Genomic DNA, 26,624 nt, shown 5'->3' with positions numbered 1-26,624 from the left:
CACCAAGAGAGTGGGACAAAGGGCGGTTAGCTGGTGAGCATTAACGTCGTAAGTCAAATAATCCTGAACTTGGATTATTTGACTTACGGGGTTAAGCGGAACCAGCTGCCCTTTGGCGCACGTTTCAACACCAAAATATTCGGAGACACAAGAAAGGCTGGGACTTTTATCCCAGCCTTTTTAGTCTGCTATTCGGTCACTCGTTGGTTCAATTCGGCCGCCACGTCCAGAGACTCGCTGCGGTAGGCATCGTGAACGCCCAGCGCGTAGCACGCCCAGCTGCCCAGTACGACCCCGACAAAGTCTAGTGGATAGGGCAACCAACCGGCGCCACCGAACTGGTGACTGCCGATTAGCGACATCAGCGTTAGCCAAATCATTTCGGCTAACAACCAGCGTCCCCCACGCAGGCTAGCCCGTAATTGGGGCCACCCTTGCGGCCGCCGCACCTCGTAATACACGTAGAACACCAGCCCCAACGCGATTACCCCGAAGACCTCGACCGTGGTCGGCCACTTGGCCCAGTAAATCGCGAGACTGGCCAACCCGTAAGCCAACGGCGCCCACCATTTCAGGTGACGTAGCCGAAACGGTCGGGTGAAGTCCGGAGCTTGCCGCCGCAGACTCGTCACCGTCACCGGCCCGGTCAGATAAGCGATCAACGTGGACGTGGAAATCACGTTGGATAAGGCACTCCAGTTCCGAAAACCCGCGACCAATACCACACCCAGCACCAGGTTAACGATCATGGCTCGCCGGGGCGTCTGGTACTTGCGGTTGACTTCCCCCAACTTGGTCGGCATGTGCTTGGTCCCGGTCATCGCCGCCAGCGCCCGACTGGTGGTCGCCACGAACGACACCCCGGTCCCGAACGGCGATACGAACGCGTCTAAGTACAGTAAGGTCGATAACCAGTTTAAGTTCAATAAGATGGCGATATCGGCAAACGGCGACTCGAAGTTGACTCCGGACCAGCCGTGCGTCAACGCACTAGCGGGTACGGCACCGATGAAGGCCACCTGCAGCAACGTGTAGATGACGGTACTGATACCAAAGGCAATGACGATGCCCCAGAAGATGTTACGTTCCGGGTGTTCGATTTCGTTGCCCATATTAATGGTGGTCTGAAAGGCGTTGTACGAGAAGATGATTCCCGCCGCGGTCGTCGCCGCAAAGATCGACGCACTGCCGCCCGGCATGAAGCCCGCCTTAGCCGCAAAGTTTTGCGGTTCAAAACCGGTCAGAACCAGCACCAGAATCGTCAACGTCGGGACCCCCAGCTTAAAAATCGAGATGAAGCTGGTAAACCGCGTCAGTAGCTTGACCGACCAGAAGTTCAGTAGCGTGAAGGCTAGGATGAAGAGAAACACGATCACCAAGCCCAGATTGGTCACGTTACCGGCGTGCAGAAAGCCCCGGGTCCAGTTGGCCCAAGACCAGGGCCACGAACTCATGTACTGAACGGCCGCCACGGCCTCAATGGGAATAATGGTTAATAGTGATAACCAGTTAGCCCACCCAGCCACGAAGCCCAATAACGGCCCGTGGGAGAAGGACGCATACTGACTCATCCCGCCACTGGTGGGAAACATGGTTCCTAATTCGATATAATTTAACGCAATCAGGCCAATCACGACGGCCCCTAAAATCCAGGACAAAATAGCGGCCGGCCCGGCAATTTGGGCGGCCATTCCGGCCCCAAACAACCAGCCCGACCCAATGATGGCGCTGAGCGTTAGCATGACTAATGAAAACAAACTCATTTTACGCTTCAAGCCAAATTTCCTCACTTTCAACCGCGACGGTCAGTAAGAGTAGCTTAGAATTGGCGCTTCCAGGCCCGTCAGCTCACACTGGCAATGGTGATTTTCTTCCGGTTAACTCACCAGTGTAACGTTTGCAAGCTTGGGGAATCGTGATTGTCCGCGGACAACCAGTTTTATCCTCCACTAGCATCGCATCTAACAACGACAGTCCTCGTTTAAATTTCTAAACAGTCCCTAATTCCCGTCGCGGGATTATTTGGCTATTGTACACTACCTGTCTGGCAAATGGCTTAGAAATTTCTTAGAAGAGTTGCCCGACGTAGTAGTGAATGAACATGGTAATAATCCCGACCACGATGTTGCGGACAATCGCCGTCTTGACCAGGCCATGCCCCAACTTGGCACTCAGAAAACCCGTCAACGCCACGGATAAGATCACGGCGATGATGGTTCCCGGCCACTGCCAAGCCACCGGTAAGAAGGTCATCGCGACCAGCGGGAAAACCCCACCAGCCGACGCGGAGAACAGTGAAGAGAAGGCCGCATCCCAGGGATTCATGTAGTGACCCAACTTGATGTCGTACTTCACTTCGACGATGGTCTCCAGGGCGTTCTTACTCATCAAATCCTTGGCGATGGCCAAAGACGTTTCCGGCGTAACACCCCGGTCCTCGTAGAATTTCTGGACCGTCGCCAGTTCGTCGTCAAAGTTAGTCTTTAATAATTCGGCTTCCTTGGCGACCGCCGCCCGTTCGGTATCCTTTTGCGTGCTGACGGAGGCGTATTCCCCGGACGCCATCGAAAAGGCACAGGCAATCAGGTCGGACAGACCGGCGATAAAAATCGTGAACTGATTGGTGGTCGCTGCGGCCACACTGAACAGGACCCCCACGACCGTTAGGATACCGTCGTTCGAACCCAGGACCCCGGCCCGCAACGTGTTCAGTTTTTCGTCCATGGTTTGGTGTTGCTTCTTACTCTTCTTTAAACGCAACGTATCATTTGCTACCATTGTTTAACGCTCCCTCTTATGCGAATAACCGACCGATAAAGTACGTCACTAACATGGTGATGATTCCCGCGACCACGTTACGGATAGTCCCGTTGCGTCGGTCGGCGTTTCCCAGAATCGCCGCCACGTAACCGGTGATCGATAAGGCGATGATCACCGCCACGAACGTACCCCAGATACGTAAGCTCTTGGGCAGCAGGCTAATGGACAGCAACGGCAAGATGGAGCCCGTGGGAAACGAAATCATCGAAGCAATCGCCGCCGAAAACGGGTTGGTATATTCCCCAACGTTGAAGCCAAAGCGTTCACGCACCGTGGCTTTAACCGGATCTTTACTCATCATCTCGTGAGCCGCTTGGTCGGCGAGTTCCGGTTTGATACCGCTCGCGACGTACTTATTCTTGATGAAGTTAAATTCGCCGTCGTAGTCGTCATCGAGCGCCACCGTTTGGGTTTCAATGGCCTTACGTTGCGCATCCTTTTGCGTGTTGACCGAGACGTACTCCCCCATGGCCATCGAGACCGTTCCGGCAATCATACCGGCGATCCCCGAAATAAAGATGGCAAAACTACTGGTCGCGGCACCGGCCACCCCAATAACGATCCCCGCCACGGATAAGATCCCATCGTTGGCTCCCATCACGCTGGCCCGTAAAACGTTGATCCGTTGCGCTAAAGTTGCTGGCTTCTTCTTTGATTCCATTATTCCTAACCCCCTACATGGTTTTACAACCGCAGTACTTTTATCATAGCACGAATTGAACTCAAAAGTTTGGTACGGTTAAAATTTTATCTATTTTAGAATCGTTCTTATCTAACAACAATTCTATTCTAGCACGAATCCCGGAAAAGTAAATCATCTGCCAACCAAAAATGGTCGTAACTACGAATTATTCTAAATTAAAACGGAAAACTGGAAGTCTGGTCAAAATGTGGTTTAATAGAGTCAGATAAGACTAATTATAAGGAGGGATTCCCATGGCCCAACCTAACCAACTTTTAGCGCAAGCGTTAAAGACCTTAAAGGATCATCATATTCGGGTCACGCCCCAGCGCCGCGTGATCTTGACTTACCTGGTCAACCATCACAACCACCCGGCCGTTGAAACCATCTACACCGCATTAGCGGCGGAACAACCTAATCTTAGTATGGCCACGATTTATAACACGTTAAACCTCTTAGTGGACCTTGGTATTGTGATCGAACTACCCAACGATAACGGCGGCGTTCGTTACGACTTCTACGGGCAGCCCCACTACCACGTGATTTGCGAAAATTGTGGCAAGATCACCGACGTCTTTGCGCCCGACTTCGCCCAGCTGGAACAACAACTCAACCGCGAAGCCAGCGAACAAACCGGCTACCTGGTCACCAGCAATCACGTGGAAGTTTACGGGTTATGCCCGGAATGCCAACAAAAGTTGCATATCGATCCCGCCAGAAAACAGTGGGCTCAGGGTGCCGCGCCGGCGCCGACGGCCGATTAAACCGGTTTCTTCTGATGTTACAGTGAGGTTACAGGCGTCGTGCAGTTTTAATCTATTTGAAAACACCCGAAACAAAGCCCGTGGTTATTGATATTAGAAGCGTAATATTAAATCCCAGTCCTGGCTAACCGGTTGCCGTGAGCGGTATTTACCGATATAGTAAGGTACGAAATCACATCGATGCAACTGTAAAGACGGTTGTTAACAAATAAGATAATGAAAGATTTGAGGGATGATTCGGGTGAAAATGTCTAAAGTTCTCCTTACAGCAGTAGCCGCTGTCGGATTCGCCGGCCTCTTTGGCGGAACGCTCTCGGCTGATGCCAGTTCGAAGGTCAACAGTTATATTGAAAGTCACAATTACAAGCCAGCGAAGGTCACCAAGAGCATTTGGAGCGGCTTTCCTAAGTACAAGTATCGTCACGGTGTCGGTAAGCCGGAAGGTGTCGTGGTTCACGAAACGGCCAACCCGTCTTCAACGATCTATAACGAAATTGCTTACATGAAGCGGAACTATAACAACGCGTTCGTGCACAGTTTCGTTGATGCTTCACACATCATCAACATCGCCAACACCAACTACCTGTCCTGGGGAGTCGGCTATCCGGGGAACGCTCGGTTCGTTCAATTCGAACAGATCGAAGTTCACAGTAAGTCCGCTTTCGCCCACGAAATCGCTAACGCGGCCTGGTACACGGCTTACCTGTTAAAGGAATACAAGCTGAAGCCTAACGATGCCGCTTACGACGGTAAAGGGACGGTTTGGTCCCACGGGTCCGTGGCTAAGCACTTAGGTGGGTCGACGCATACCGATCCGGTCGGTTACTACGCTTCGGCTGGGAAGAAGTACTTTGGCCAGAAGTACACCATGGCCGCTTTCTACAAGATGGTCAAGAAGTACTACAACGCCATGGGAACCTCATCACACACTAAGTTGGACAAGGTCACTTACAAGTCCGTGAACCAACAAGCCAAGTTGAGTAGTTCCTACAGTAAGTACTACCTTTACAACCACGTCAAGAACGCTAACAAGAACACGAAGCGCCTGAAGTGGTCGACGATTACGCCAAAGGTTGGTAAGACCTACTATATCGACATGACCGGTAAGAAGACTTCCGGGTCGACTTGGTACCGGATTCGGCCTTCCAAGAACAGTAGCAAGCGTTACTGGGTTTACGCGAAGACCTTAACCAACGTCCAAGACGTGAACACGTCAACGACCACCGCCACCACGGCGAGTGCCACCAGTAGCTCAGACTCATCCAGCGCCACGAGCAGTTCCGACAGTTCGTCGGCTGCCACGGATGCGACGAGTTCCAGCGACGTTAACGCAGCCAGTACCAGTACTAGCAGTGTGAGTGCCAGCAACTAAAGTTTAAATTCACGTTTCAAACCTCAAACGAGCGGCGACAGTCCTACGGGATTGTCGCCGCTCGTTTTTGAGTGGACTTAAAAATTTAAAAGTGTTATCTGTTCCCGAAAACGCCAGGCCTACTTCGCCGCGCGCTTCCGCTGACCAGCCGCCGCTCTGGTCATGACCCAGGTGGTGATGGGCACCGTCAGCAGGACACTCAACATGGCGAACAGGATCATCAAAATCTCCGATACGAAGATCTTATCGTTGAAAATCTCACCAAACGAATAGTGTACGCCGGTGAACCAGATGAATAACGCCAGGAAACCGCCAAAAAAGCCGAAAAACAGCGTATTAAACGTGGTCCCGATGATTTGCTTACCGACACTGATACCGTCGCCAAACAGCGCTTTTAAGCCGACCTGTGGGTGTTGCTCGAGAATCTCACTTAACCCCGCCGCAATCGCCATGGCGGCCTCGGCAATCGCCCCGAGCGTACTCAGGATGGCCGTGGCCGTGGTGACCTTGACGAAATTGATGCCGACCAAGACCGACAAGCCTTCCAGGTCCTCGCTGTCTTCCGGGCCAAAGCCCTGGACCATGGCCCACTGCTCGACCGGCACGATCAACAGGACCAGCACCACCAAGACAATGGCCGAGGCGATAAACGCCACGGTACTCGACAAATCGTCGCCACTGCTCATGAAGATGGTCAACGCTAACACCATCAGCCCGACCACTAAGGTCACAATCAACGGAGAGAAGTGAAAGGCCACCAGGACGATGGCTAGGAATAACAGGCCGAAGTTCAGGAGCAACGCCAGAAACGATTGGGCCCCCGCCTTACCGCCAACCAAGACCATTAGCAGGAGTAAAATCAGTCCCAATACGGTAATCGTACTCATGCGGCCACCTCCTTAGGCAACCAACGACTCGCCAGGTAGCTGGCCAACGGTACGGCCAGCACGATGCCAATCCCACTGATCAGGCTTTGGACGACCCCCATCGACATGTTCATCGAGAAGGTGTAGCCCCAACTGTTGCCATTTTTTAGGTACAGTAACGCCATCGGGAAGGTATCGGCCACGAAGATAAAGAACAGGACGTTGATCAGTGGCCCCATGATGGTACTACCAATCTGCCGGCCGGACTTAAAGATCTGCCGCGGCGTAATCTCCGGCCGTTCCCGTTTCAACGCGAACAACGATGAGATGATGTCGGTCGATTCATCCATCACCGCCCCCAACGACCCTAACAGGGTTTCGGCCAGAAATAGCGGCCGGGGTAGCTGGGTGACGTACTGCATGGATTCGTAGAACATGCCCTTTTCGTGGGTGACGTGAAAGACCACGAGCGCCACTAGAATGGCGCACAGAGTCCCGCCTAACGTGGTCGCTAGCGTGATGACCATCTGCCGCGTCCGGCCTAAAACCAGCCACAGAGTCACCGCCGCAAACACCACGGCCAGGCTACCGAAGATCCATAGGACCTGGGCCCCCTGCGTCGACCCGTTTAACAGAATCGCCAGCAAGAACAGCACCCCGTTGGCGGCCACGCTGAGAAAGGCCATCAGCCCGCTGAATTGCATTAGTAGTAGTAATAACCCCACGACCAGCCAGAGCATGAAGACTAGTGGCGTATCGCGTTTCCGGTCCTTGACCGTCGCGCTGAGTTGCCCCCCGTGGTGGTGCAACACCACGAAGAGTTGACTGCCCACGTGGTAGCGTTGATCCATGGCCCCCGACGCCGAATAGCTGTTGGTCACCTTAAGCTGGTGGCCCCGATTTTTCGTATTTAGTAGGTGCCCCGTTAAGGTCTGTTGCGTCTGATAGTCGACGTTTTGAAAATCGTCGGTCTCCTTGGTGGTCTGGTGTTGGCGTACCGCGGTCACCTGCATGATGGGATCGTGATAGAGCACCGCATCATGCGCAGTTCCCCAGAGCAAGAGGCCGCCGACCAGTAAGACGGCGAGCCAGACCCACCAGGTCACTTTGGACGTTTGCTTAAATGATTGCACACTAACCGTTCCTCTCTCTTAGACTTTCAATTTTCAATATACCACTTTCCCCCAGACCCACCGGTTCCCCGCTCAAAACTTAACCAAATCGAAGGGGTCCCGCAAAATTCCCAGTTGACCTTGCAATTTCGGAAGAAAACCAGTAGAATAGTAGCCGATTGTTATTTTAATTAAGCGAGGGTTTTTACAATGAGAAAAGCACATCCAAATGGCGTACAAGGCCGTCGGAAGGTTAACCGTAAGAAGGACCTGAAGCGGCGCGACGAAATCGCTAATCTTCAACGTTGGTTGAAGGGCGAAATCAAGAACAAGTAATCTCGCCAATTACTGAAAAAACGCACTGACCAATTGGTCGGTGCGTTTTTTTGTTTAATCTTTAATTGTGTAACCTAATCAACCACCAACACACTGGTCTCCGAGTTGCGTACCACGTAAGCCGTGGTCGAGCCCATGATGGCCCGGCCTAAGCCGTGGACCCCGGAACGGCCGATCACCGTCAAATTGGTGTTGAGTTCCTGGGGCAACGTGGTGGCAATCGTTGGCTTAGGCAGGCCCACCTTGAAACTGGTTTCGACCGGTACCCCGGCGTCTTCCACTTCCTGCACCGCACTGTCCAAAAACTTCGTCGCCGCGTCCTTGAAATGAGTGACAATTTCACTCCCAAATTCTGCCCCATAATGCGCGTAGGTCTGATCACTGGCGACGGAGACGATGAACAGCTTGGAACCGAGTTTTTGCGCCAACTTAATGGCCTCCACTAGTGCTGCGTGGGCATTTTTACTGCCATCCATGGGTACTAAAATCCGTTCATACATCTTATCCCGTCCTTTCCAAAATCCACCTTAGTGGTATCGCTTTCAACATCTTTATCATACCAGTGAATAGCCGGTGATGAAAGCCTCTACGTCCCTTTTTCATCAAATTTTTAATGAAGACGCGGGCTGGAAAGTCATTCCCCCGCGCGGGATTGAGCGACTTGTGGTAAGATGTAGCAAGTACTTTACTCATTCAAAGGATGGCGTATGTAATCATTATGAAAAAACTTCTCGTGAGCGCCCTGGGGTTAATGACTTTGACCCTGGCCGGCTGCTCCAACACCCTCACCACCAAGCAGTCCACCTACCATCCCACGGCCCTCACCGCGGTGGTCAAAGGCGACGCTAAAGCCAAACACGTGACCTACCAAATTGAAGACGGTGCCCAACAATCCGTCAAGGTCGCGGCCGGAACCTACTTCTTCCAGGTCCCCGCGGCGCCGCACGACCAAACGGTCAAACTCAGCGCTAACGGCACCCACAAGACCGTCACGGTCAAAGCCACTAAAGCCTTAGGCAACTACAAAAAGTTTGCGGCGAGCTACAACCAGATGGTCATTGCCAGCTACCTACCCACTAAGGTGCAAAAGCAACTCCAGACGGCCCAGCAGACCCAGGCTCAGACCAAGCAAAAGTTAGCGGCCCTGGCCAAGACTGACCCAACGGCCGCCGCGGCAGCCGCCAAGCAACAACAGGCCGCGGCCCAACAGTTACAAGCTAAGCTGGCTACCGCTAAACGACAAGCTAAAGACGACCTACTGCCCACCACCGTTAAGGACGGCATGCAGAACTTGGTGACCACCAAAGCCGCCACGGTCCGCGCCAACGTGCAGGACGGTCAGCTGATGGGACTCGCGTTGATCACCCCTACGGCGCAAATGAAGACCAAGCGTGGTCAGAAGCAGTTTGGAACCACCTTCGCCTTACTGGGGGCCACGTTAAAGGCCAAGCCGAAGTACGTGATCAACAAGTTTGAGAAGGTCTTAAAGGACGCCAAGTTCAACAGTAGTTCCACTAACACCAAGACCATCCACTCCAACGGTATCCGGTTCAACACCGGCTTTTCGGCGGACCATCTCTACATTTATATGACTAAGTAAATCCAATTCCTTACGCTAACGGTTAATCCCCGCTAGCGTATTTTTGACTAGATGGAAAGCTGAGTTGTCTTAACCCGGCGCAATAAAGTGTAATCATTTTCATCCCCATCGATAGTGCCGCATAATGACGGTAAGCTGTGATAGCGGAGACCAGCGCTCATGGTGTCAGCGCGTCGCAACTAAGCCAGCAAAAATTTGTTTCTATCTAGGGGGAGTCAAGCATGCAAAGCGAGGAGAGAGTATTTGAGACCTTCTTACGGCAATATCGGGAGATTTTCTGCGTCCTGATCAACGCCGCTGAGCAGATCACGGGGCAATACTCATTAAGTTTCGAACAATATTTACTGTTAAAACAAATTCATGAACAACGCAACATTACGCTAAGTGAGCTTGCGGATGACACCCGGACTACGCGTTCCGCCGCAGCTCGGAAATTACGGGCCCTGCTGTTAGACGGCTACGTCGAACAGGAAGCTAAGATGGACGACCGGCGGGTCAAGTACCTGCGGTTAACGCCTAAGGGGACCCGGGTGGAAGACGATATTCACCAGGTCTTCTTACAAAGTGCGCGGACTTGGAACCAGTTACCATCCGACTTAGCGCCAGAAACCATTAACGATTTCTTCACCCGCTATCAAGCCAACGTCGCCATTTGGGAACGTAACCGGCCCAAGTTCCATCGGCCCGTGACGCGGACCCGGCGGCAAGCGGAAGATTAACCAGCTGAATTCCGTTCAGAATTAGGAGTGTGGGGTGCGCCTCAGACTCCTTTTTTGTTGGCCCTCCTGAAAAATGAGAAACAGATGATAAAATAGTTTCCTTTCCCCGCTAAGTGGGTTAACCTGTGACTAATGACAATATTTAAGGAGGATTTTCGTATGCACACCACTCATTTTGCTGCCGGCCAACCCGGTGGTTCCGCAACGACTTTTCCGGTTGACGAGTCCCTGCTCAACCAAGACCTCTACGATGCCGTCAATGGCAAGTGGGCCGAACAGGCCACCATCCCCGCCGACCACGCCTCGACCGGGGGCTTCATGGACCTAGTCGACAACATCGAACACACCTTGATGGCCGACTTTGACGACCTCTTAGCGGGTAAATTAACGCCCGCCAATCCCGAAATGGCCGAATTCAAGAAATTCTACACCTTAACGCGCGACTTTGCGGGCCGCGAACAAGCCGGTGCCGCACCGCTTAAGCCCTATTTGGCCAAGATCGAAGCGTTACAGAACTTCGCCGATTTAAACGCCGCGTTGGTCGACTTCTACCGGGAAGGCATCCCCACGCCCATCACGCTAAGCGTCGACCCCGACATGAAGGACACCAGCAACTACGCGCTGTACGTCGACGCCCCGAACCTGATTCTGCCCGACAAGACTTACTACGCCAAGGATAATCCGGCGGCCAAGCAATTACTGCCAATCTACACTCAGATGGCTACCAAGTTACTGACCATGGTGGGCTACAGTGAAGATGACGCCGCCAAACTGGTCGACCAGACTAAACAATTCGACGCGTTGATTGCGCCACACGTGAAGTCGTCCGAAGAAGCGGCCGACTACGTGAAGGACTACAACCCGTTCCCGCTGGCCGACGTGGCCGCCAAGACCGATGCATTAGACCTGACCAGTGCCGTCACCGCCCTTCTAGGCGCTACGCCGGACCAGGCCATTCTTCCGCAACCAACCTACTTCGACGCCATTGGCGATCTCTTAACCCCTGCCAACTTCCCCCTCGTAAAGAGCTGGATTCTGGTCAAGACGGTATTGGGCGCTAGTGGCACCCTGACCGAGGACTTCCGCCAAGTCGGTGGCACCTACGGCCGGGCCTTGTCCGGCCAAAAGCAGGCCCGTTCTCAAGAAAAGGCTGCTTACTACCTGGCTAGTGGATACTTCAGTCAGGTCGTCGGTGACTACTACGGCCGCAAGTACTTCGGTGAAGCCGCCAAGGCCGACGTCCGTAAAATGGTCTTGAAGATGGCCGGCGTTTACCAAAACCGGTTGGCCGCCAACGACTGGCTCAGTGAAGCCACCCGTAAGAAGGCCGTGGTCAAGCTCCAGAAGTTGACCATCAAAGTTGGCTACCCGGACAAGATCGACCCACTCTACGCCAAGTTCAAGGTCGACACCACCAAGTCCCTCTTTGACAACGCACAAGCCTTCGACGAAATCGCCTTGGCCGAACACTTCGGCCACTGGGGCCACCCCGTCGACCGCGAGAAGTGGGACATGAGCGCCAACACGGTCAACGCCTACTACTCCCCGTCGAACAACGAAATCGTCTTCCCCGCCGCCATCTTGCAAAAGCCGTTCTACAGCCTAGAACAGTCCAGCAGTACCAACTACGGCGGTATCGGGGCCGTCATGGCGCACGAAATTTCCCACGCCTTCGATAACAACGGTGCCCAGTTCGACGAATTCGGGAACCTGAACAACTGGTGGACCGACGCGGACCTGGCCCACTTTAAGGACCTCTCGCAGGCCATGATCAAGGAATTCGACGGCATCGACTTTGCCGGTCAGAAGGTCAACGGTAAACTGACCGTTTCCGAAAACATCGCCGACGCCGGCGGACTGAGCTGTGCCCTAGAAGCCGCCAAATCGGCCGCTGACGTCGATTTACGAGCTTTCTTTATTAACTGGGCCAACGTCTGGCGGATGAAGGCTACGACGGAGTATATGCAGCTTCTGCTGTCGATCGACGTTCACGCCCCGGCCAAGCTGCGGGCCGATGTGCAGGTCAAGAACCTCGACGACTTCTACACCACCTTCAACGTTCAACCGGGCGACGGCATGTACCTGAAGCCGGCGGACCGGGTGAAAATCTGGTAACTACTAAGATGAAATTGGCCGCCTTCCGGCGCTCAGGGGCTGGAACGCCTGCGGGCACGATTTTGAACCTCGCAAAACCCGCGAGTTTCAAAACTCGGCCTTATTCTAGGGTGGCATAAAACGCCGCCCAAGAATAATTTCGCTGGCTGAGCCCCTGCTCGCCTCCAGGCTAGACATTGAACGTCAGAGTTATCGTCCATTCACCGTTACCATTAAGTACTTACCTCTAATGGCCGTTTTCCAGATAACTTTCACCGAAATAAAATCACGTTTTGACTGTCAAAATCAAGACGTGATTTTTGTTTGCACCTATAATTCATGCATTAAAAAAGTTCTCTCAGCTACCTACCTCGGCAACTAAGGGAACCTTAAGTTTAATCTCTATTGCTGTAAAGTACTCTCCCGTAAGACCAGACTCGTGCCGACCGTTACCCGTTGCGGGGTGGTCCGGCCCGTCTGAATCCGGTTTTCGATCAAGTCGACCGCCGTGGTACCCAGCAGTTCCGTGTTAACGTGCACGGTGCTGAGTTCGGGGAAGACGTAGCGGGCAATCGTGGTGTCGTTGAACCCAATCAGACTCACGCGTTGCGGCACGTCAATATCGGCCTCGCGGAGCGCCTTTAACGCCCCGGCAGCCATCGGATCGTTGGTCACGAAGAACGCCGCGGGCAACTGGTCACCCAACGTTTCAATCGCGTGCGTCATCTGCGCGTACCCGGATTGGTTGGTGTAATCCCCCGCGAACACGCACGACTCGTCGTACTGTCCACGCGCCTGCATCAGCCGCTTAAATTCCAGATACCGCGGGTCTAAGACCTCGGATTGCTCGTCGGTGGTCCATTCCGTCCCGTGGAGTAACCCGATGCGGGTCTGCCCCTGCTGGGTAAAGTAATCGACCACCTGCTGGACCGCAATCTGAAAGTCCGTAACCACGCTGTCGTAACCGTTGGCGAGTTGGTCCTGATCCACGAAGACTAAGTTCGGGGTCATTTCCGCTAGGGCTTGGACCTGCTGGGGACTAAACTTCCCGATGGCGATAATCGCGTCCACGTCGTCGTCAATCTTGCTTAGGTCATTTTGAAAGGTGCGCATGGTGATGAAGTGCCGTTGTTCGCTGCGCTTCTCCAAGCCCAAGCGAATCGACATATAGTACAGGTCGTCGAGTTCCTTGGTCTTGGAATACCATTGAACGACGGCAATCTTCAGTTGTTTGTTGGCCAGGATTGGCCGGCGTTTGAGCTTGGAATAGTTCAAATTCTCGGCGACCTCAAAAATCTGCTTGCGGGTGTGGTCACTGACCGATAACGTGCGGTCGTAGTTCAAGACCCGCGAAACCGTCGCCAGTGACACGCCCACGGCCTGGGCAATATCCTTTAACGTTGCTGCCATCGTTCTCACCTCCTAAACCGTTGTTCAAAGTCTGCTTAAAGTTGTGCTAAAAATTGGTCTAACGCGGCCTGACCCTTGGCGTCGCGTTTGAAGACCCCCGCATCGGCCAGGACCCGAGCAAACGTGTTCCCAATTGCTTGGTGAACCACTGCTTGCACGTTATCCGGCGTGATGTCGTGCTGGGCCTTCAGGCTGTCCGCCCAAGGTTGGTGCATGGCCGCAATCTGGTTGGGTTGCCCAATCAGGTACTTTTCGACCTCGGCCATTTCCGTCTTCAGGCGTGCGGGTAAGATGGCCCGGCCCATGACTTCGATCAAGCCGATGTTTTCCTTTTTAATGTGTTGCACGTCCTGATGCGGGTGGAAAATGCCATCCGGATACTGGGCGGACGTCTGGTTGTCCCGTAAGACCAAGTCCAGCACGTAGTCGTCCCCGTCGCGGTAAGCGATTGGGGTGATTGTGTGGTGCCGGGTCCCGTCGGTGTAAGCCCGGACGTCGACGCTTTCGTCGGAGTAGGCTTTCCAACTATCCATGATCTTGACCGCCGCCGTGACCAGAGCTTCGGGGTGCGCGCCCCGTAACCGTAAGTCGGTCATCGGCCACTGAACGACCCCGGCTGTGACGCCCGGTACGTTCAGGTCAAATTCACGATCCAACGGTGCCTTCATCATTGGGAAGGTGTGCTTCCCGCCTTGATAGTGGTCGTGGCTCAGCATCGAGCCCCCCACGATCGGTAAGTCGGCGTTACTGCCGACAAAGTAGGTCGGGAACTGCCGCACGATTTCCAACAAGTTGGTGATTCCGTGTTGGTCGACCTTCATCGGCCGGTGAACCTTTGACAAGAAAATGGCGTGTTCGGCGAAGTAGGCGTACGGCGAATACTGGAAGCCCCAGATTTCGCCCCCCAGCATCAACCGGATGATCCGGTGATTGCTGCGGGCCGGATAACCCAACCGACCTAAGTAGCCTTCGTTGGTCATGCAAAGTTGGTCTAACGGGTACCCCGTCTTGGGTTGGTTCCGCGCGGCCGCAATAGCCTTAGGATCCTTTTCCGGTTTCGACAGGTTGATGGTGATTTCCAACGTGCCCGCCGGCGTGTCGGCGTCAAAGACCACGTTACGCGCAATGTTACGCGTCTTGATGTAGTCGTTAGCCCGACTCAACTGGTAAAACCAGTCGGTCGCCTTGGACGGACTCTCCTGGTAACGGTCCCAGAAACCGCGGTTCAGTGCGGATGGCAATGGCGTCATCAGGTCCATCAGTTGAGCTTCTAAAATTTCACGTTCACTCGGCGTGTCATTAATTTTACCGTGCTCGATGGCCGTGTTGACTAACGCCGTGACCAAATCAATCGGATTAGCCGCCGTGGCCGCTTGGACCGCACCGTCACCAATCAATGCGTAAATGCGGTTTTCTACGTACTGGCGATCCAATGCCGTGTAAGGCGACGGGGACGCCACGATGTCGTCTAAGAATAACTGTAAGGTATCTTGAGCCATTAGGCGTTCGCCCCCCGGTCAGCGTAGCCTTCGGGGTGGGATTGCTTCCAGTTCCAGGCCGTCCGGATGATGTCTTCCACGTTGTCGTATTGGGGTTGCCAGTTCAAGACGTCGCGGGCCTTGTCGCTCGCCGCAATCAAGGTGCTGGGGTCACCGGCACGCCGTGGGGCCATCTTGGCAGGGATTTCCTTGCCCGTGACCTTCCGTGCGGCTTCCAACATTTCCTTGTTGGAGAAACCGGTCGAAGAACCCAGGTTGAAGGCGTTGCTGTCGTGACCGGCCTTCAGGTATTCCAAGGCCAGAATGTGGGCGTCGGCTAAATCGACCACGTGGACGTAATCCCGCACGTTGGTGCCATCCTTAGTTGGGTAATCGTCCCCGAAGATGGACAGTTCTTTCCGTTCACCCGCAGCGACTTCCAAGATGATCGGGACTAAGTGGGTTTCGGGGTGGTGATCTTCACCGATGCTGCCATCTGGCTTGGCCCCCGCCACGTTGAAGTACCGCAAAGCCACGAACTTGATGCCGTAAGCTTCATCGGACCACTTCATGATCTTTTCCATCATTAACTTGCTTTCACCGTAAGGGTTGGTTGGCACTTGCGGATCAGTTTCCTTGATGGGGATCTGCTTCGGTTCGCCGTAAGTGGCCGCCGTTGAGGAGAAGACGATGCGCTTAACGTTGTGTTTGTTCATGACTTCCAGTAAGGAAACCATGCCGGCCGTGTTGTTGTCGAAGTACTTCAACGGCTTCTTCATGGATTCAGGTACCACGGAAAAGGCGGCAAAGTGAATGACCCCTTCGATGTCTTCCTTATCAAAAACATCGTTCAAGAAGTCTTGGTCCCGCACGTCACCTTGGTAAAAGCGTGCCTTAGGGTTCACGGCTGCACGGTGTCCCGTGACCAGGTTATCCACGACGGCCACGTCGTACCCCTTTTCAACCAATCGATCAACGGCATGGGAGCCGATGTAACCAGCACCACCTAAAACTAAAACTGTCATTGCGCATTTCCTCCTCAATCTGTCTTGTGTTCTTAAACTTGTATGATTCATCCGTCTACCGGTCGGTCCTGGTGCGGCTGGAACGGGGTGGGCACGACTTTAAGCCCTAAACCCAGGTCTCAAAGTTCGGCCTTTGTGTAAGTCGGGAAAGAACCCCGACCAACACAAACGACACCCCTGAGCCCCACCAGGCCCTCCCTCACGACTACACTAGCGTTAATCGTAAAACCAGTATGCCCGTGAGATCAGTCCGGATATGGCTGATAATCTCGTTGGTCTTCGCCATATTTTTCTCGGGCTAGACCCAGTCCAAGCTTAAAGCCCCGCGCTTTTAGCGAGGCTTCAAGTCGTGTCGGCTACGTTCCAGCCATATCTGGGCTGACCGGTAAGGCGTCCGTTATCGTTTGTTACCGCCTATTTCGTCAGTTCGTGGGAACCGTCGGCTAAGTGGGCGATGTAGAATTCGGCCGGGTGACCAATCTTCTCGTTGTAAGTGTCACCAACCGCCTTTTCAAAGGCGTCAACGTTGCTTTCCTTCACGATGGCAATCGCACAGCCACCGAAACCGGCACCGGTCATCCGGGCACCCAAGACCCCTGGTTGTTGCCAAGCGGTTTCAACCAGCGTATCCAGTTCCGTCCCGGTTACGGCAAAGTCGTAATGTAACGAAATGTGAGACGCGTTGACCAAGTGGCCGAAAGTGCTTAGGTCGTTGTTTTGTAAGGCATCGAAGGCCCGCAACGTCCGTTGGTTTTCGACCACCGCGTGCCGTGCCCGCTTGATTAAGATGTCGTCGTTGATCAGGTAACTGTTTTCGTCGAATTGGTCGCCGTTCAAGTCACCCAACGTTTGAATGTCTAACTTGGTTTGCAGGCGCCGCAAAGCTTCTTCACATTGGGCCCGCCGTTCGTTGTACTTGGAGTCGGTCAGTTCCCGACGCTTCTTGGTGTTCATAATGACCACCACGTAGCCGTCCATCTTGACCGGGGCGTATTGGTACTTCAAGGTGTTGGTGTCCAGCAAAATGGCCTGGTCCTGTTTGCCCATGAAGACCGCGAATTGGTCCATGATCCCGGTATTTAAGCCTAAGTAGTCGTTTTCGACTAATTGGCCGGCCTTGACCAGGTCCACCCGCGAGATGTCTTGCCCGTAAGCATCCAAGAGGATTTGAGCCATCAACATTTCTACGGAAGCCGAGGACGATAAGCCGGAGCCATCGGGTAAGTTCCCGTGAACGTACAGGTCAAACCCCTTGTCGATGGTCTTGCCCTGCTTGGCTAATTCAAACAACATGCCCTTAAAGTACTTGGTCCAGTTGTCGGCCTCGTTGTAGCTCAGGTCGTCTAACGAAAATTCAATGGTGCCAGCCTTGGGTAGGTTGGCAGAAAACATCCGGACCTTCCGATCATCGCGCTTGCTGAAGGCACCGTACGTTCCCAAGCTGATGGCAGCTGGGAAAACGTGGCCCCCGTTGAAGTCGGTGTATTCCCCGATCAGGTTGATCCGACCTGGGGAGAAGAAAACCCGTTGTGGTTCGGCGTTAAAAGTTTCTTTGTATTCTGATGCAAGGCTGGCATAATCCATGGCGATGAACTCCTTTAGAATTTTAGTAAACTTTTACTATAGTTTAACTATACTCAGTAAAAGCCTCGGTGTCAAACATAATTAAAGCGTTTTCAACAACATTTCAAGAAAGGGGTCCCCGGTCCAAGACCTGAGACCCCGTCGAACTGATTAGTCCCCGATCTTTTGACCAGCAGCCTTTTCAGCCTCTAATTTCTTTTCCAAATCTTCGACGATTTCCGCGTGACGCTTTTCGGACAACTTGATCTTGCCAAAGTAAACGATGGCGGCCAAGATAATCAGAATAATTGGAATGTAGAAGATGAACATCTTAAATTGTAACAAGCCACTAGCCGAAATGTCGGACGGCTTGGCGTTCCCGGTCATCCCGGATTGCAGAGCGGCTAACATAACCACCCCGTTGGCGAACGCACCGGCCAACTTATCGATCAGGGGCCGAACGGCTAAGGTCACGGATTCGTTCCGCGTACCGTTCTTCCACTGACCATATTCCACACTGTCGGTAATGGTCATCAAAGCGGCCAAGAAAATCATTGGGTATGGGAAGAAGTAGAACGCAACCCCGACCAAGACCATCGTAACGTTCGTGCCGGCAAGCAAGAAGATCAAGTAACCGACGACCATCAAGGCAATCCCGCCGACGTAAACCCCACGCCGTTTGATCAGGCTGACCATGAATGGGAACAGAACCACGGAGATAATCCCTAGGATGGCGGTAATGACCCCGACCATACTGTAGGCGGCGGGCTTCCCAATGACGTAACGGAAGTAGTAGAGCAACAGGGAGTTGGTGATGACGTAACCAAAGGCAAACAGGAAGTAGGACAATGCCAACCACATTAATTGGTCGTTTTCCCCAATGGCCTTGAAGACGTCGCGTAAGCGGGTCTTTTCGGTGTTTTCCCGAATCAAGTTCTTTTGTTCCTTAGTCCCAAACGCAGCGGTCAAGGCCCCTAAGAAGGAAACGATGGCGATGACGGCGGCAAATCCTAACCAACCGGCACGGGTCTGCGTTTGACCGGTCGTGCCGGAGAACTTCTGACTGAAGAAGTAAACCAACGGCATAACCACGATGATGACCCCTTGAGCCCCTAACGTGGAACCGAAACGAGCAACCGTCCCGAATTTAGTCCGGGTCTTGGAATCAACACTCAACGCTGGCAACATGGACCACAACGAAATATCTTTGAAGGAATAAAAAATATCTAAGATAACAAACACGATGCCAAAGATAATCAGGTATAACATGTCGTTGTGATCGGCCAACCCACCAATACTGGTGAAGATGATCATCAGGGTAATGGAACTAACCAGCCCACCACCGAGTAACCAAGGCTTGAACTTGCCCCAACGGGTCCGGGTGTTATCCACGACCCCACCGATCATTGGGTCAAAGGCAATTTCAACCAACCGAATGACCACCAGCATGGCACTGACGGCCCCAATCATTTGTGCGGAGTTCGCGTGGCCGGTGAATAACACACTGGTAACGAAGATTGGGAAGTAGGTACTTAACGTCGCGTAGAACGCATCGTGCCCGAACGCCCCAAACGCATAAGACGCATACTGCTTAAATAAATTCATGGCTCTTTTTCACACCTTTCGAAATAATCACTTAAGTTAACGAACGAACTGCCTAGTGGTAACGATGTTCAATGATCTTGGACAACACGTCGTCACGCTTCTGGGCTTTCGCCATATCGAACCGTGATTCCTCAAGGTTGTTAAAATCTTGAGCCAGCAACGTTGCTTCCAGGTACAGCGTCAATTGCCGCTTGATGTACAACTTATTGGCTTCGTCGGGGCGTTGTGCGTTACCACCCAACACCGCGGCTGCAAATGCAGCTGGATCTAACGTGATTTTGTCGTTAGCCATTCTGAAATACCCTCTTCCCGTTCATCACAAGTAGTCGTAAAGTTTATCACTGAAATTTAAGTAAATGTAAGCGCTTTACGTTGTTTATAGTAGGACCTTTTGCGGAAAGTTGCAACCTTAATCATTGTGTACTAGTCAACATAAAATCCGTTATATTAGCGTTTTTATGGGATTGCAACCGGTTGTATTTTTGGAGTAAAAAATTTAGTAAAGCAACCGGCTGGGGCCATAAAAAAAAGACCCGCCTTCCCTAATTAAGGGGTCCGACGGGTCCGTCCTGGCGTTTAATTGTAGCGCCGTTCGATTAATTTCATTAAGATATCGTCGCGTTGTTGTTCCTTAGCATCACTGAAGCGGGTTTCTTCCAACCCGTTAAAGTCTTGGGCCAAGAGCGTGGCTTCCAAGTACAGGGTCAGTTGCCGTTTGATGTACAACTTGTTTTCTTCGTTCGGCTTCTGCGCATTACCGCCCAGTACCGCCGCCGCAAACTTCTCTGGATCCAACTTGATCTTATCTTTTGCCATCACAAAGTCCCGCTTTCTTACCCCAGCGATTCCGGTTATTTGGTCGCTAGGTTATCTTGTTTTATAACCATTTCGGTCACTAATAGTTTATCCAAAATGCATTATAGCAACTTGTGAAAGTTTTGACAATGTTGTAACCGCTACCGTTTTAAAATAAAAAAACGTCCTCACCTTTTCAGTGAGAACGCTCCTAATTCTGAATTAAATCGAAGCCACGTAGTCCTTCAACGCTTGTTCGTACTTGCTTAAACGTTGGTTGGCCGCGTCGGCCGTCTGGTCGCTGGTCCCGATGTAGAACTTGACCTTAGGTTCGGTCCCGGAAGGCCGGATGCAGATCCAGGTCCCGTCGTGTAACCAGTACTTCAAGACGTTAGACTGTGGCAGATCGATGGCCGTGGTGGTCCCATCGGCCGCCGTCTTCACGCTGGTCTGGAAGTCCTCCACCGCATCGATCCCGGTGCCGGCAAAGTCGTGCGGCGCGTTTTCGCGGAACTCATTCATCAGCTTGGCCCGTTGTGCGGACCCGTTGACCCCTTGGAATTCTTCAAACGTGGTCTTTTCGGCGTAGTAGCCGTAGGTCGCGTAGAGTTCCTCGATGCCGTCGTAGAGGGTCATCCCCCGTTGCTTGTAGTCCGCCGCCACTTCGGCCAGCAAGACCGTCGATTGGATGGCGTCCTTGTCCCGCACGAATGGCTTGATCAGGTAACCGTAACTTTCTTCGAACCCAAACAGGAAGGTGTGGTCGTGGTTGGTTTCGTACTGGTGGATCTGTTCGGCGATAAACTTAAAGCCGGTCAGCACGTTCTTCATTTCCACACCGTAAGCCGCCGCAATCTTGGTGGCTAATTCGGTCGACACGATCGACTTGACCACCCGACCATCAGCCGGCAAATCCCCCGCGGCCTTGCGTGCCTTTAAAATGTAGGCCAACAAGATCGACGCAATCTGGTTTCCGGTCAACAGTTGGTACTCGCCGTTGGGTTGCCGCACGGCGGCACCCAACCGGTCGGCATCGGGGTCGGTAGCCACTAAGAGGTCGGCACCCTCCTGCTTCCCTAACGCGATGGCCATGTCGAAGGCTTCCGGAAATTCGGGGTTCGGGAATGCTACCGTCGGAAATTCGGGGTCGGCAATCGCTTGTTGTGGCACCATGGTAAAGTTTTCGAAACCGGCCTTCCGCAAGGCCCGTTCGCCGATCACTTTCCCGGTCCCGTGCAGTGGTGTGTAGATCAACTTCATGGTCTTCCCGACCTTGTTGATCAGGTCATGGTTGATGGTCACACTAGTGACGTTTTGCAGGTAGGGCTGGTCAACGTCTTCACCGATGATGTGCATCAGTTTCGCCTGGCGCAGCGCTTGTTCGTCGGCCACTTGGATGGCGAACACGTCGTTAGCGGACCGCACGAACTTGGTGATCATGTCCGAAGCCTTGGGTGGCATCTGACCGCCATCGGGGCCGTAGATTTTGTACCCGTTGTACTGCTTGGGGTTGTGGCTGGCCGTGATCATGATTCCCATGGCCGTGTGCAGATGCCGCACGGCAAAGGATAATTCCGGCGTTGGCCGTAAGTCATCGAACACGAAGCTGGGGATCTGGTGCGCCCCTAAGACCCGCGCCGCTTCGTGGGCGAATTCCGTGGAATGGTAACGCGAATCGAAGCTAATGGCGACCCCGCGTTGCTTGGTGGCGTCGTCTAAGGTGTCCAGATACCGGGCCACCCCTTCGGTCGCTTGCCGCACCGTATAAACGTTCATTTGCCCGATGCCGGGGCCCATGACACCCCGCATGCCGGCGGTCCCGAAGCTCATCGGGCCACTAAAAGCGGCTTCGAGGGCTTGGTCGTCGCCCGCCATGGCGTCTAGTTCACGCCGCACGTCCGGTAGCATGGTGGGTTGTTTTTGCCAAACGGCATAGTTTTCTTGCCAACTCAAATCGAATCTCTCCTTCTGCTGATAACCTTAGTTAGTTTCTATCGTACTCGTTTCCAGCACGCCTGACCAGCCGCCCGTTACTTCCGAACGTATTGGTACGCAATCGTGTGCGTCACGGACTGGTTAGCTGGTAACACGATATCCCCGAAGTCTTCGTGGTGAATGGCGTCGGGCAAGTTTTGAGCTTCCAGCGCCAAGGCGTTATAGTCCCGCTTGTCGGCACGGGCCGGGTCCGTGGCGTTGGCCGTGAAGACCACCACCCCGTTCCGGTCGGAATAGATTTGAACTTCGCGGTGACCGGTGGTGTCACCAACCGTGGCGATTGGCGCATCCCCCGGCTTAACCTCAAAGGCATCGTCGTATTCGACGCCGCCGTTTTGCGCTAATTGGGCTAAGCCGTCCTTAATGGTCCGCGGTTGGCGGAAATCGTAGCCGGTCCCAGCCACGGCAGCCTTTTCGCCGGTCGGAATCTTTTCATCATTTAAAATTAAACGCTTGTCGGCGTTCAAGGTCAACCATTGCTGGTCCAGATCATGTTGATCGTCAGTTACGTTAAAGTACGCATGAATCGTGGGGTTGAACAACGTTGCCGCGTCACTCTGGCCGTTAAACGTGATGGTCAACCGGTCATTTTCGTCCAACGTGTAAGTAATCGTCGTGGTCAAGTTCCCCGGGTACTGATCATCTTGGGGGGTCGACGTGTGGGTCAAAATCACACTGGCACGATCGCCGTCTTCTTGGGTCGTGGCGTCCCAGTTGATATGCAGAAAGCCGTGTGGGCCACCGTGGATGGCGTTCTTGCCTTCGGTGGCTTCAATCTGGTAAGTCTTCCCGTCGATGTCAAAGGCCGCACCCTTGATCCGGCCAGCAACCCGGCCCAGGGCTTGGCAGAGACAATAAGTATTGTTATCGTAGGCCGCTAAATTGTCCTGGTGAACGGCGAGTTGTTGCCGTTTACCGTCTTCTAAGGCACTAAATTCTTGCAGGGTGGCCGCCCAGGTCAGAATCGCCGCGCGGGTCCCGTGTTGATTGGTCAAAACGTACTTAGTCACTTTTTGTTGGTGAAGTTCGCCAGCAACTTCTTGGGTAATTTGCATAAAACAGGCACCTCCAAAATTATAAGAATACGGTTACATTGTATAATACTCGGCGTTTGAGTACCATTGTTTTTCGTGATTAAGTAAAATTTTACGCAAATTTACCTGGCAAAAAAGTCCCCGCTCACCGCGAATCGCGGGAACGGGGACTTTTTATAAATTACTGATCATTGCGACTAGGTAACTTGCGCCCATGCCCGAGTGGCCTCAATAACAATGAGCTGGAAGCCCCAGGTTCGAGCCCTCAAAACTGCTTGAGTTGGGCCCGGATGATTTGCCAGGTCTCGGGGTCGTGCGTGTCGATGGTAGACGGGAAGAACCGCTGAAGGTCCTGCTGGATAAACTGTTCGTTGATGTGGAACCATTCGTCTTCGCTACTGGCATCTTGAAATTGATTCAGGTAGTACGGATCATCAATCTGCAGTAACGTGTGCAAAATCAGGTCGCGTTGTTCGGGGGTCACCATCGATATCTCCTCCTCGGATTAGTTGTTCATCAATTCGGCTAAGAGTTCACGTGCTGATTCGTTTAATTTGTCTTGGGACTTGTCGTTACCTAAATGGGTGTAGATTTCGCCAATGTAGACCTGTTCCTTGAAGAGTTCGGTAAAGACCGCGTCGATGATTGGTCGCGTCTGGGCCTGTTCCTGGACGGGGCCAAACGGGTTGGCGAAGAAGGTGGTGCTCATACCGACCTCATCGGTGGTCCCTAACGCCCGGCGTTTGCCGGCCACGAAGGTCTCCTCGGCCTGGTCACGGTCCGTAAAGCGGTGAACCCCCACGGCGTCGTCATAGTTGTTGGCGTAGACCCACATGTCGATGTGGTGATGGGCCACCACGCGGTCCCAAGTGTTGGCCGGGATAATCACCCGCGCGTTAGAGAGTTCGGGGTTCATGTAGATCCCGCGATCCATGTTGTTGAAGGCCACCTCACTGCTGAGGTCGTCCAAACGGACAAAGGCCCCGGTTTCGGTCCCTTGCGCGTAGATGCCCTTTTCCGGGTCAAGGGTGAAACTGCCCATGTCGTCAAAAATGGTCTCGATGTTAACGATTTGTTCGTCGGCCACACTTTGAAGGGCCTCGATGGATTCGGACTTGCCGGCCCCGGAATCGCCGAAGAAGACCACGGTCTTGGTCTTGCCGTTCGCGAAGGTAATCTTAACCATCGACCCGTGAATCGGCAACCGCTTTTGGGCAATCTGGTGTAAATTATGCAGAGTCAAGCACATCTTCTTCATGTAACCAAAGTAGGTCGTTTGGTCGTTGTACGGTACCTGACCCACGTAGATTTGATTTTCGGCGTCGTAGAAGTAGTGCCCGTTTTCGGGATCCGCATCTCCCTGTGCGCTCGGGGACCCAAAGAGTAAGATCAGGTCCGGCTTCTGGTTCAAGACTTCCTTGCGGTCGGCCAGTTGGAACAGGTTGGCCAACGCCAAGCCCGATGCCATGTAGTCGCGGTGGAAGTAGATGTAGGCCAGACTTTCGCCAATCTTTGCCGGGTAGCACAGCCAGTCTTGCTTGGTCCCCGTGAAGTTCTTCAGTGGGTTTTCGTGACTCGCCGTGAAGCGCCCCTTCCGCTTGTTGCTCTTGGTGTGAAGCATCATCGGTGGCCGCAACATCAAGCGGTTCATGAACCGGATATCCGTCAAGGCTTCATAGCCGGCCGGCACGGGCCATTGCACCTGTTGCAACAACACGCAGGCACTGGTGGCCGCGTTGGTCTGCCGGTAAACGTGGTTGGCGTGGCCCTGGAGTTTCTCCTCCACCGTGCGATACAGGCGTAAGACCACGTCGTTGAAGCGTTGATCGATGGTCATGAATTCGCTAGCGACCACGTGGTTTTGTTGGGTGGTCATGGTCGCGACCCGCAAGTATGACCGGTAATACGAGTAGAGGTCTTCGATGCTGACCAGGATCTCTTTACGCGAGAAATGGTCAAACGCCCGCGGTTGATCGGTCAAGACGTCCTTTAAGGTGTCGATGTAGGTCTCGGGGTCCACCCGGTCATAGGTGGTCTCGGGATCGGCATCATCGGGAATGAAGGCCCGCTGTTCGTCCAAAAAGAGCTTCACGAAGGCGGCAAATTCGTCACTGTTGATCAAATCAAAGGTGCTTGATAAGAAGCGAGCACTGTAGTTCAACACGGCCACGTTGCGGTCCGGGTTAGCGTAGAAGGTCCGTAAATCAATCGGTGCAGGTACTGACATAGAAAAACCCCTCTCATAGTTGTCTCATCATTTGATTATGACAAGTTTAGCCTATTTCCCCGCCAGATGAAAGCCTTTCACCGGGCTGAACGCAAAATTAACCTTCTCCGGTCGCCGCCCGTTGGGTTGGTCATCGACCCAACCCATAGACGCTACCTATCAATTTCTCTACCCGTTGCTATTGGACTTTCCCGCCCACCCGACTAGCATAGATAGTGAACGCTTACACAATTTAAGGAGGATGATACAATGACAACCGATTGGTTAGGACTCAACGACAAGGTGTGTGTGGTCACCGGCGCAGTCGGGGGCATGGGCACCAAGATTTGTGACGACTTAGCGGATCAACACGCCACGGTGGTCGCCTTGGACCGGCAAAGTGCTGCCGTGGACCAGTTAGTCGCCCACTTGAAGCAAACGCAACCCATCCAAGCACTCGCGGTGACCTGCGACGTCACCGACGAAACCAGCGTGCAACAAGCCGTTGCGCAGGTCAAGGCCGCGTTCGGCCGGGTCGACGTGGTGATCAACACCGCCGGCATCCTAAAGTTTGACCCCTTAGAGGACCTCGACTACGCGACCTGGAAACAGGTGCTCGACGTTAACCTCAACGGCTACTACCTGGTGACTCACGAATTCGGTAAGCTAATGATCGCCCAGAAGCACGGGACCTTCGTCCACATCTCCACGGTGGCTAGCGACATCCCCGAAACCTACAGTGGCGCCTACAGCACCAGTAAGGCCGGCGTCAACATGCTGTCCAAGCAGGTCGCGGCCGAATGGGGCATGTTCGGCATCCGCAGCAACGTGCTGGAACCCTGCCTGGTCAAGACACCCATGTCGGCGGCCTTCTACGCGGACCCGCAGGTCGAAAACGGCCGTAAGGAACTGACCGCCAGCAAGCGCATCGGGACCACACAGGACATCGCCAACGCCATCTTATTCCTGGCCAGCGACCGCTCCAGCTACGTCAACGCCGCGGCCCTCCCCATCGATGGCGGCTTCAGCGTGATGATGCAAAATCAGATTCCCAAGCCCGGTGGTCGCCGGGGCTTCGCGGAAACGCACTAAGTTCTGTCTTAAAAGACTAATCTAGAGGATTAAGCGCTTCCGTTCCAGTCAGAAAC

24 protein-coding genes are annotated in these 26,624 nt (G+C 53.4%); 7 read left to right on the top strand and 17 right to left on the bottom strand.

Annotated elements, in window-relative coordinates; genetic code table 11:
* Positions 1–188: 188 nt before the first annotated feature.
* From FD38_RS06970 to FD38_RS06960, 3 genes are all read right to left on the bottom strand, one after another.
* A complete protein-coding gene (locus FD38_RS06970; RefSeq protein WP_057732896.1) occupies positions 189–1,763 on the bottom strand; it encodes an APC family permease in 1,575 nt (524 codons plus the stop codon).
* 304 nt (positions 1,764–2,067) lie between these two features.
* Positions 2,068–2,778: a VIT1/CCC1 transporter family protein gene (locus FD38_RS06965; protein WP_057732669.1), complete on the bottom strand. Its 711-nt coding sequence runs from the start codon at positions 2,776–2,778 to the stop codon at positions 2,068–2,070.
* Positions 2,779–2,794: 16 nt separating this feature from the next.
* Positions 2,795–3,481, bottom strand: coding sequence for a VIT1/CCC1 transporter family protein (locus tag FD38_RS06960; protein ID WP_057732667.1), 687 nt, complete (start codon positions 3,479–3,481; stop codon positions 2,795–2,797).
* A gap of 275 nt (positions 3,482–3,756) precedes the next feature.
* Here FD38_RS06960 and FD38_RS06955 point away from each other — a divergent pair, with 275 nt between their 5' ends.
* Together FD38_RS06955 and FD38_RS06950 are read left to right on the top strand one after the other, a co-directional pair.
* Positions 3,757–4,266 carry a Fur family transcriptional regulator gene (locus FD38_RS06955; RefSeq protein WP_057732665.1) on the top strand — a complete coding sequence of 170 codons (510 nt, stop codon included), beginning with the start codon at positions 3,757–3,759 and terminating at the stop codon, positions 4,264–4,266.
* Positions 4,267–4,513: 247 nt separating this feature from the next.
* Positions 4,514–5,638 (top strand): peptidoglycan recognition protein family protein, encoded by a 1,125-nt coding sequence (locus tag FD38_RS06950; protein WP_083485309.1) that lies wholly within the window; start codon positions 4,514–4,516, stop codon positions 5,636–5,638.
* 119 nt (positions 5,639–5,757) lie between these two features.
* Here FD38_RS06950 and FD38_RS06945 read toward each other — a convergent pair whose 3' ends face one another.
* On the bottom strand, positions 5,758–6,525 hold the full coding sequence (locus FD38_RS06945) for a YibE/F family protein (protein ID WP_057732664.1): 768 nt from the start codon (positions 6,523–6,525) through the stop codon (positions 5,758–5,760).
* Positions 6,522–7,637 (bottom strand): YibE/F family protein, encoded by a 1,116-nt coding sequence (locus FD38_RS06940; protein WP_057732662.1) that lies wholly within the window; start codon positions 7,635–7,637, stop codon positions 6,522–6,524. The genes FD38_RS06945 and FD38_RS06940 overlap by 4 nt, the downstream gene beginning before the upstream one ends.
* A gap of 189 nt (positions 7,638–7,826) precedes the next feature.
* Between FD38_RS06940 and FD38_RS13085 the strand changes: the two genes are divergently transcribed.
* Positions 7,827–7,952, top strand: a complete 126-nt coding sequence (locus FD38_RS13085) for a hypothetical protein (protein WP_263862334.1) — start codon at positions 7,827–7,829, stop codon at positions 7,950–7,952.
* A gap of 74 nt (positions 7,953–8,026) precedes the next feature.
* Here the strand turns inward: FD38_RS13085 and FD38_RS06935 are convergent, their stop codons facing one another.
* Positions 8,027–8,452: a universal stress protein gene (locus FD38_RS06935; RefSeq protein WP_057732660.1), complete on the bottom strand. Its 426-nt coding sequence runs from the start codon at positions 8,450–8,452 to the stop codon at positions 8,027–8,029.
* 218 nt (positions 8,453–8,670) lie between these two features.
* On the opposite strand from FD38_RS06935, the gene FD38_RS06930 reads away from it, so the two are divergent.
* The 3 genes from FD38_RS06930 (at position 8,671) to FD38_RS06920 (ending at position 12,386) form a co-directional block, all read left to right on the top strand.
* Positions 8,671–9,552, top strand: a complete 882-nt coding sequence (locus FD38_RS06930) for a hypothetical protein (protein ID WP_057732658.1) — start codon at positions 8,671–8,673, stop codon at positions 9,550–9,552.
* A gap of 221 nt (positions 9,553–9,773) precedes the next feature.
* The gene (locus FD38_RS06925) at positions 9,774–10,271 is read left to right on the top strand and encodes a MarR family transcriptional regulator (protein ID WP_057732656.1); all 498 of its coding nucleotides are present in this window, start codon (positions 9,774–9,776) and stop codon (positions 10,269–10,271) included.
* Between the two features lie 159 nt (positions 10,272–10,430).
* Entirely contained in the window at positions 10,431–12,386 is a 1,956-nt protein-coding gene (locus FD38_RS06920; protein ID WP_057732654.1) for a M13 family metallopeptidase, read from the top strand.
* A 381-nt stretch (positions 12,387–12,767) separates the two neighbouring features.
* Here FD38_RS06920 and FD38_RS06915 read toward each other — a convergent pair whose 3' ends face one another.
* The 11 genes from FD38_RS06915 to FD38_RS06865 all read right to left on the bottom strand — a co-directional run bounded on the left by FD38_RS06915 (position 12,768) and on the right by FD38_RS06865 (position 25,497).
* The gene (locus FD38_RS06915; RefSeq protein ID WP_057732653.1) at positions 12,768–13,775 is read right to left on the bottom strand and encodes a LacI family DNA-binding transcriptional regulator; all 1,008 of its coding nucleotides are present in this window, start codon (positions 13,773–13,775) and stop codon (positions 12,768–12,770) included.
* Positions 13,776–13,810: 35 nt separating this feature from the next.
* Positions 13,811–15,274 carry a UDP-glucose--hexose-1-phosphate uridylyltransferase gene (locus tag FD38_RS06910; RefSeq protein ID WP_057732651.1) on the bottom strand — a complete coding sequence of 488 codons (1,464 nt, stop codon included), beginning with the start codon at positions 15,272–15,274 and terminating at the stop codon, positions 13,811–13,813.
* Positions 15,274–16,278, bottom strand: a complete 1,005-nt coding sequence (galE, locus tag FD38_RS06905) for a UDP-glucose 4-epimerase GalE (RefSeq protein ID WP_057732650.1) — start codon at positions 16,276–16,278, stop codon at positions 15,274–15,276. Before galE ends, FD38_RS06910 begins: the two co-directional genes overlap by 1 nt.
* 414 nt (positions 16,279–16,692) lie before the next feature.
* Positions 16,693–17,862: a galactokinase gene (locus FD38_RS06900; RefSeq protein WP_057732647.1), complete on the bottom strand. Its 1,170-nt coding sequence runs from the start codon at positions 17,860–17,862 to the stop codon at positions 16,693–16,695.
* Between the two features lie 150 nt (positions 17,863–18,012).
* Positions 18,013–19,446 (bottom strand): glycoside-pentoside-hexuronide (GPH):cation symporter, encoded by a 1,434-nt coding sequence (locus FD38_RS06895; RefSeq protein ID WP_057732646.1) that lies wholly within the window; start codon positions 19,444–19,446, stop codon positions 18,013–18,015.
* Positions 19,447–19,498: 52 nt separating this feature from the next.
* Positions 19,499–19,738 carry a hypothetical protein gene (locus FD38_RS06890; protein ID WP_057732644.1) on the bottom strand — a complete coding sequence of 80 codons (240 nt, stop codon included), beginning with the start codon at positions 19,736–19,738 and terminating at the stop codon, positions 19,499–19,501.
* A 284-nt stretch (positions 19,739–20,022) separates the two neighbouring features.
* Positions 20,023–20,262 carry a hypothetical protein gene (locus FD38_RS06885; RefSeq protein WP_057732642.1) on the bottom strand — a complete coding sequence of 80 codons (240 nt, stop codon included), beginning with the start codon at positions 20,260–20,262 and terminating at the stop codon, positions 20,023–20,025.
* Between the two features lie 201 nt (positions 20,263–20,463).
* Complete coding sequence (locus FD38_RS06880; protein WP_057732640.1) at positions 20,464–22,194, bottom strand: phospho-sugar mutase; 1,731 nt, start codon at positions 22,192–22,194, stop codon at positions 20,464–20,466.
* Between the two features lie 77 nt (positions 22,195–22,271).
* A complete protein-coding gene (locus tag FD38_RS06875; protein WP_057732638.1) occupies positions 22,272–23,291 on the bottom strand; it encodes an aldose epimerase family protein in 1,020 nt (339 codons plus the stop codon).
* 244 nt (positions 23,292–23,535) lie between these two features.
* A complete protein-coding gene (locus FD38_RS06870; protein ID WP_057732636.1) occupies positions 23,536–23,757 on the bottom strand; it encodes a hypothetical protein in 222 nt (73 codons plus the stop codon).
* Between the two features lie 18 nt (positions 23,758–23,775).
* Complete coding sequence (locus FD38_RS06865; protein ID WP_057732634.1) at positions 23,776–25,497, bottom strand: phosphoenolpyruvate carboxykinase (ATP); 1,722 nt, start codon at positions 25,495–25,497, stop codon at positions 23,776–23,778.
* A gap of 249 nt (positions 25,498–25,746) precedes the next feature.
* On the opposite strand from FD38_RS06865, the gene FD38_RS06860 reads away from it, so the two are divergent.
* Complete coding sequence (locus FD38_RS06860) at positions 25,747–26,568, top strand: SDR family NAD(P)-dependent oxidoreductase (protein ID WP_057732632.1); 822 nt, start codon at positions 25,747–25,749, stop codon at positions 26,566–26,568.
* Positions 26,569–26,624: the final 56 nt, after the last annotated feature.

It is taken from the genome of Levilactobacillus zymae DSM 19395 (assembly GCF_001434115.1).
Lineage (GTDB): Bacteria > Bacillota > Bacilli > Lactobacillales > Lactobacillaceae > Levilactobacillus > Levilactobacillus zymae.
Note: the sequence above shows the minus strand (reverse complement) of the source record. Positions and strands in the feature narration are given on the sequence as shown.